The sequence below is a fragment of the Micromonospora sp. NPDC049580 genome (assembly GCF_040675595.1).
Lineage (GTDB): Bacteria > Actinomycetota > Actinomycetes > Mycobacteriales > Micromonosporaceae > Micromonospora.
On record NZ_JBFAPG010000357.1, the window covers coordinates 1 to 6,684 of the forward strand.

The following is a 6,684-nucleotide window of genomic DNA, read 5'->3' on the forward strand; positions in this document are numbered from 1 at the left end:
TGCTCGCCCTGCAGTCCGCCCGGACCAGCCTGGGCGTCGCGGTCGTCGCGACCAACTCGCTGTACGAGGACGCCCTCTACTACCAGGACTACCGGTGCGTTTACCACCACTTCGCGGCATACGCGAGGCACCACAAGTCCATGATCGCCCCGGGGGTGGGTTGGTTAGGAGAGGCCTCGGTGTAGGAGGCGGGTGGGGAGGACCGTCGTCGACGGCGGGGAGTCGTCGCCGGCTATGCGTTCGAACAGGCGCTCCGTCGCCACGCGGGCCAGCTCCCGCGTGTCGTACCCGACGACCGTCAACGGCCGGGGCATCAGGTGGGCCAGCTCGAAGTCGTCGAAGCCGACCAACGCCGCGTCGCTGCCCCGGCGGTGCAGCTCGGCGAGGGCGCCGACGGTGAGCCGGTTGTTGCCGCAGAAGAACGCGGTGGGCGGGTCGGGAAGGTCGAGCAGCGCGGCGACCGCCCGGCCGGCGTCCTCGGGAGCGATCAGGCGGTCGCGGACCAGCGAGTCGTCCGGCTCGACTCCGGCCGCCGCCAGCGCGGCCCGCGCGCCGACCAGCCGCTCACGCATGGTGGGGACGCTCGGCGCGCCGAGCAGGAGACCCACCCGCCGGTGCCCCTCGTCGAGCAGTGCGCCGACCCCGGCCCGGCCGCCACCTCGGTTGTCCAGCAGCACGGCGTCCGCGACCAGTCCCTGCGGCGGCCGGTCCAGGAAGACCACCGGCATGCCCAGCTCGACCTCGCGGCGCAGGAACGAGTGGTCGGGACCGGCCGGCACCACCAGCAGCCCGTCGACCCGACGCTGGGTGAAGTCCTGGAGGACGGCGCGTTCCCGCTCCGGGTCCTCCTCCGAGGAAGCGGTGATCAACATGGTGCCGTGCGCGGCGGCGATCTCGGCGGCGACGCTCGCGATGGTGGCGTAGAACGGGTTGGCGATCTCCTCGATCAGCAGCCCGACGGTGGCGTTGAGCTGCCGCGAGCGCAGGTTGCGCGCGATGTCGTTGCGCCGGAAACCCAGCTCGGCGATGGCGGCCAGCACACGGCCGAGCAGCTCCTGCCCCACCGGCTCGTCGTTGACCACCCGGGAGACCGTCTTCAGGCTGACCCCGGCGTGCCGGGCGACATCGACCATGGTCGGACGTCGGCGGGCGGCCGACCTGGTCGGAGTCTGGGTCACGGGGTGGTCCTCCACGGCGGGCGCGGGTCAGCGGTCGAGAGCGGCGAGCGCGTCGACCGCCTTTCGGGCGGCGATCAGCACCGGATCCCAGACCGGCGCGTACGGCGGAGCGTAGCCGAGGTCGAGCGCGGTCATGTCATCCACCGTCATGCCGTTCCACAGTGCCACGGCCAACGTGTCGATCCGTTTGGCCGCCTCGGACCAGCCGACGATCTGCGCGCCGAGCAGCCGGCCGCTGGGTCGCTCGGCGATCAGCTTGACGGTCATCATCCGCGCGCCGGGGTAGTAGCCGGCCCGGTTGGTCGACTCGGCGACCACCGAGACGAACTCGAAGCCGGCCGCCTCGGCCTCGGACTCGCGCAGGCCCGTGCGACCCACCTCCAGGTCGCAGACCTTGGTCACCGCCGTGCCGATCACGCCTGGGAAGGTCGCGTACCCGCCGCCGATGTTGATGCCGGCCGCCCGGCCCTGCTTGTTGGCGTGCGTGCCCAGCGGCACGTGCACCGGCATTCCGCTGACCCGGTGCAGCGTCTCGACGGCGTCGCCCGCGGCCCAGACCCCGGGCAGCCCCGGCACCCGCATCCGGCGGTCCACCCGGATGCCACCCGTCGGCCCGATCGGAAAGCCGGCAGCCGTGGCGAGCGCGGTGTTCGCGCGTACGCCCAGACCCAGGACGACCACGTCGGTCGGCATCGGCCCCTCGGCCGTGACCACGGCGGACACCCGGCCGTCCCGCTGCTCCAGGCCGGTCACCCGCAGGCTGGTGCGGATCGTGACGCCGAGGCCGCGCATGGCCTCGGCGACGAGTTCGGCCATGTCGCCGTCGACCGTCGCCATGGGCTGTTCGCTCGCCTCGATCAGGGTCACCGCGAGGCCGCGCTCGATCAGCGCCTCGGCCATCTCGACGCCGATGTACCCGCCACCGATCACCACGGCCCGGCGCGGCCGCGGCTCGGCGTCCAGCCAGGCGCGCAGGGCCGCACCGTCGTCGAGGGTCTGCATCCCGAACACGCCGCCCGCGTCGGTGTCCGCCCACGGTGGCTGCACCGGCACCGCGCCCGCGGCGTACACCAGGTCGTCGAAGCGCTCGCGGACCTCGCCGCCGCCCTCCAGGTCCCGGGCGACCACCTCGCGCCGTTCGAGGTCGATGGCCGTCACCTCGTGCCGCATCCGCACGTCCATGGCGAACTGCGTGCGGAACGTCTCCGGCGTCCGCGTGATCAGCTCCTCCGGGGCGGACACCACCCCGCTGATCCAGTACGGGATGCCGCACGACGAGTAGGAGGTGAAGTGACCGCGCTCGAAGACCACGATCTCCAGGTCGTCACGACCGCGGCGGCGTCGCGCCTGGGATGCCGCCGACATGCCGGCGGCATCCCCGCCGATGACGATCAGTCGTTGCGCCACGGGATCATCCTGTCACGGGCGTGTTCAGCCGCGGGTCTGTCGCGCCACGTCCTGCACCACGTCGACGAGCCGTCCGGTACGGGCGTACACGGCACGCTGCCGGGCCGCGCCGGTGCCGTGGCGGCGCAGCCCGCCCAACAGGTCGGACACCTCCGCCCAGTCGCCGTGCTGCTCCAACGCCGGCCGCACCCGCTCCACGAACCGGTCCAGCAGCTCCCAGGCCGGGCGCAGCTCGCCGGTGGTGACGTCGACGCCGTCGCCCTCCAGGCCGTCGTGGGCGGCCCTCCAGTGCGCGCCGACCAGCAGGTGGTGGTCCGTGCGCAGGGCCGGCCGGCCGGCCTCGACGTCGGCCATGGCGGTGGCCACGAGTGCCCGGACCAGCGCGGCGACCAGCACCGCATCGTCCACCGTCGGGCAGACGTCGCCGATCCGCAGCTCCACGGTCGGGTACTTCGCCGACAGCCTGGCGTACCAGTAGAGCATCCCCTCGTCGAGCATCACCCCGCTGGAGATCAACTGACGGATCAGCCGCTGGTAGTGCTCGTGCGACTCCAACCAGGGCGTCGGCGCCACCGACGGCCAGCGCTCCCACTCCACCGAGCGCCAGCTCGCGTAGCCGGTGTCCTCGCCGCCGGCGAACGGCGAGTTGGTGGTGATGGCGTGCAGCATCGGCAGCCACGGCCGGACGTGGTTGAGCACCTGCACGCCGGTCTCCGGATCGGGGACGCCCACGTGCACGTGCATGCCGTTGTTGCCGGGGCCGGGAACGAGCAGCCGGAAACGTTCGATCATCCGGTCGAAGCGGGGCCTGTCGACCACCGGCGGCACCGGGCCGTCCACCGGGCCGGTGCCGATGGCCAGCAGTCGTACGCCGGCCCGCTCGGCCGCGTCGGCGAGGGCCTTACGCAGTACGCCGAGGGAGTGCCGGATCGAGGACAGCTCAAGGCCGGGTGGACTGCCGATCTCGATCTGGCTGGTCTGGAACTCGCGCTCCACCTGACCGCGCAGTTCCGCCGGCACCTGCTCCAGCACCAGGTCCACTGCGGGCACCGCGGCTCCGGTGTGCGGGTCGACGAGCAGAAACTCCTCCTCGACACCCACGGTGAGCACATCGGTCCCCGCGGTCGTCCCGCCGGGTGCCTCCGCCAGCTGGCCCGTCATCGCGACACCACCGTCCGTTTCTGCCTCTCGCGGGTCCGTCCGCGTCGGTCGGCCGCTTGGTTACCCACAGTGGCAACGCCCGGAAACGTGGGACGGCGCGCTGCCCGCGCGTGTCGGCCACAACTGGCGCGTGGTGCCGCGCGGATCAGCCGGTCGGGGCGATCTCGATTCGGCCGGGCGGCGTGACAGCCGGTCCTATGCTGAGCCCGTGCCGGTGCCGCTGGGTTTCCTCTGGGTCGCGTGGATGTCCGCGTTCGCCCAGCTCACCATGCTGGCGGACCGCCCGGCCGACCTGCTGGCGGGGGCCGCCCTGACCGCCCTGGTCCTGTTCGCCGCGCTGCTCGCCGCGCACGTGCCCGCCCACGCGGGGGCAACGGGCGTCGCACGACGCTGGGCCGGGCTACGCGCCCGCGCCCGAGGTCGCCGGGTTCCCCGCCAGATCGACCCGGACGCCGCCGGACGACCTCGCCCCCGCGCACCCGGACGCCCCTTCGCCGCGTAGCGCCACACCGCCGCGCGGCCGATCCCACCGTCACCGGTCCGTCGCGCCGGCGGCCACCGCCGGGGGAGGACCCACCGGAATCGGACCGAGGGGTTTCCCATGCTCGCTTTCGCACCACTGCACGACGTTGTCGGCGCCGCCGGCACCGCGTTGTCCTGGCTCACCGATCTGCTCGAACCGTTGGCCGATGGCACGGCGACCGTCGTCGCCATCGTGCTGCTCACCATCGCCGTCCGGTTGCTCATCGCACCGCTGACCGTCGCGCAGGTCCGCGGGGAACGGCGCCGCGCGGCGCTCGCCCCCCGGGTGCGCGATCTCCAGCAGCGGTACGCCGAGGACCCGGCGACCCTCCAGCGCGAGGTGTTCGCGCTGTACCGCTCGGCCGGCGCGAACCCGGTCGCCGGCTGCCTGCCGTTGCTGCTCCAGGCGCCGTTCCTGCTGGTGCTGTACCGGCTGTTCGCCACCGACGAGGGCGGCACGGGGCTGCTGGACGAACGGCTGGCCGGGGTGCCGTTGGGTCATCACGTGAGCGACGGGTTGACCGGGGCGGCCGGGCCGCTCTTCGTCGTCCTGCTTGTCGCGCTGCTGATGCTGGCCTGGTGGTCGTCGCGGCGGGCACGCCGGGCGTCGGCGGCGGTCGGCACGGTGGCCGGTACGCCCACCGAGGGGCCGGGCGCCGCCACGCTCGGCCGGCTGCTGCCCCTGCTGCCGTTCACGACCGTGCTGGTGGCGCTGGTGCTGCCGCTCGCGGCAGTGATCTACCTGGTGACGACGACCGCCTGGTCGGCGCTGGAGCAGGCGGTGCTGCGCCGTCCCCAGGCCGCCCCGTCGGCCGCCGACAACTCCCACCGCTGACGGCCCGGGAGGGCCCTGGTGACCGCCGGGGCCCTCCCGTTGCCCGGCACCCCTGGACAGAAACAGTTAACTGTCTTAATAATTAGCGGCAACGTTGACGTCCATGGATGCCCGGTCGGGCGTGGAGGGCCGCATGAAGCCTGCCAGATCCCTTGTCCTGTCCCTGGTCACCGCGCTCGCCGCGACGCTCGGCGCGGTCTGGGTCGCGCTGCCCGCGCTCGCGGCCGGCGCCACCGCCAGCTTCGTCAAGACCGCCGAGTGGGGCTCCGGCTGGGAGGGGAAGTACACCATCACCAACGGCGGAGGCTCGACCATCAATGGGTGGAGCCTCGCCTTCGACCTGCCGGCCGGCACCACCCTGGGCAGCTACTGGGACGCTCTGCTCACCTCCGCCGGGCAGCGGCACACCTTCACCAACCGGTCCTGGAACGGCACCATCGCCCCGGGCGCCTCGGTCTCCTTCGGCTTCCTGGCCAGCGGCTCCGGCTCGCCGAGCGGCTGCCAGCTGAACGGGGCGCCCTGCGGCGGCGGCACCCCACCGACCACGCCTCCGCCGACCACGCCTCCGCCGACCACGGCGCCGCCGACCACCCCGCCACCGACCACCGCACCCCCGACGACCCCACCCCCGACGACCCCACCGCCCACCGGCGGGCTGCCGAAGCACCTGCTCACCGGCTACTGGCACAACTTCGACAACCCCGCCGTCGAGCTGCGGCTGCGCGACGTCCCCATCGAGTACGACCTGGTCGCCGCCGCGTTCGCCGAGGCGACCACGACGCCCGGCGCGCTCACCTTCGGCATCGACCCCGGGCTCGCCGCCGCGCTGGGCGGGTACACCGACGCGGACTTCACCGCCGATGTGCGTACCCTGCACAGCCGCGGCCAACGGGTCATCCTCTCCGTCGGCGGCGAGGCCGGGCGGGTCACGGTCAACGACGCCGCCTCGGCCACCGTCTTCGCCGACACGGCCGCCGCGCTGATCGCCCGCTACGGCTTCGACGGGATCGACATCGACCTGGAGAACGGGCTCAACCCGACGTACATGGCGCAGGCGCTGCGCGCGCTGCGGGCCAAGGTCGGGTCGGGTCTGATCATCGCGATGGCGCCGCAGACCATCGACATGCAGAACCCGGCCGGCGGCTACTTCAAGCTGGCGCTCGACATCAAGGACATCCTCACAGTCGTCAACACCCAGTTCTACAACTCCGGGGCGATGCTCGGCTGCGACCAGAACGCCGCGTACGCCCAGGGCACTGTGAACTTCATCGTCGCGCTGGCCTGCATCCAACTGGAGGCCGGGTTGCGCCCCGACCAGGTCGGCCTCGGCCTGCCCGCCGGACCGGGCGCGGCCGGTGGCGGCATCGTCGCGCCCAGCGTGGTCAACGCCGCGCTGGACTGTCTGGCCCGGGGCACCAACTGCGGCAGCTTCCGGCCGCCGCGCACCTACCCCGGCATCCGAGGAGCGATGACCTGGTCGGTGAACTGGGACGTCAGCAACGGCAACGGTTTCGCCCGCACGGTGGCCCCGCACCTGGACACCCTGCCCTGAGCGGCGCCGACGCCCGTACCGGCGTCGGC

At 73.2% G+C, this 6,684-nt stretch carries 7 protein-coding genes; 4 read left to right on the plus strand and 3 right to left on the minus strand.

The window, feature by feature from the left end; translation table 11 throughout:
* The coding region (locus tag AB0J68_RS23765; protein ID WP_363940513.1) for a hypothetical protein at window positions 1–185 on the plus strand (185 nt) is incomplete at its 5' end.
* Here AB0J68_RS23765 and AB0J68_RS23770 read toward each other — a convergent pair.
* From AB0J68_RS23770 to AB0J68_RS23780, 3 genes are all read right to left on the minus strand, one after another.
* Window positions 165–1,133, minus strand: a complete 969-nt coding sequence (locus AB0J68_RS23770; protein ID WP_354860480.1) for a LacI family DNA-binding transcriptional regulator — start codon at window positions 1,131–1,133, stop codon at window positions 165–167. The two genes, AB0J68_RS23765 and AB0J68_RS23770, sit on opposite strands and share 21 nt — an antisense overlap.
* Before the next feature lie 72 nt (window positions 1,134–1,205).
* Complete coding sequence (locus AB0J68_RS23775; RefSeq protein ID WP_363940514.1) at window positions 1,206–2,585, minus strand: FAD-dependent oxidoreductase; 1,380 nt, start codon at window positions 2,583–2,585, stop codon at window positions 1,206–1,208.
* Between the two features lie 24 nt (window positions 2,586–2,609).
* Window positions 2,610–3,746: a glutamate--cysteine ligase gene (locus AB0J68_RS23780; protein WP_363940515.1), complete on the minus strand. Its 1,137-nt coding sequence runs from the start codon at window positions 3,744–3,746 to the stop codon at window positions 2,610–2,612.
* Window positions 3,747–3,954: 208 nt separating this feature from the next.
* Between AB0J68_RS23780 and AB0J68_RS23785 the strand changes: the two genes are divergently transcribed.
* The 3 genes from AB0J68_RS23785 (at window position 3,955) to AB0J68_RS23795 (ending at window position 6,655) form a co-directional block, all read left to right on the plus strand.
* The gene (locus AB0J68_RS23785) at window positions 3,955–4,248 is read left to right on the plus strand and encodes a DUF6412 domain-containing protein (RefSeq protein ID WP_354860455.1); all 294 of its coding nucleotides are present in this window, start codon (window positions 3,955–3,957) and stop codon (window positions 4,246–4,248) included.
* Between the two features lie 99 nt (window positions 4,249–4,347).
* Window positions 4,348–5,103 carry a membrane protein insertase YidC gene (locus AB0J68_RS23790; RefSeq protein ID WP_363940516.1) on the plus strand — a complete coding sequence of 252 codons (756 nt, stop codon included), beginning with the start codon at window positions 4,348–4,350 and terminating at the stop codon, window positions 5,101–5,103.
* A 133-nt stretch (window positions 5,104–5,236) separates the two neighbouring features.
* A complete protein-coding gene (locus AB0J68_RS23795; protein WP_363940517.1) occupies window positions 5,237–6,655 on the plus strand; it encodes a cellulose binding domain-containing protein in 1,419 nt (472 codons plus the stop codon).
* The last annotated feature ends 29 nt before the right edge of the window (window positions 6,656–6,684 follow it).

What these genes read in the sequence shown, in the direction of transcription:
- AB0J68_RS23770 (WP_354860480.1), bottom strand. Translation starts at nt 1,133, where the DNA reads ATGGTCGATGTCGCCCGGCACGCCGGGGTCAGCCTGAAGACGGTCTCC.
- AB0J68_RS23780 (WP_363940515.1), bottom strand. Translation starts at nt 3,746, where the DNA reads ATGACGGGCCAGCTGGCGGAGGCACCCGGCGGGACGACCGCGGGGACC.
- AB0J68_RS23790 (WP_363940516.1), top strand. Translation starts at nt 4,348, where the DNA reads ATGCTCGCTTTCGCACCACTGCACGACGTTGTCGGCGCCGCCGGCACC.
- AB0J68_RS23795 (WP_363940517.1), top strand. Translation starts at nt 5,237, where the DNA reads ATGAAGCCTGCCAGATCCCTTGTCCTGTCCCTGGTCACCGCGCTCGCC.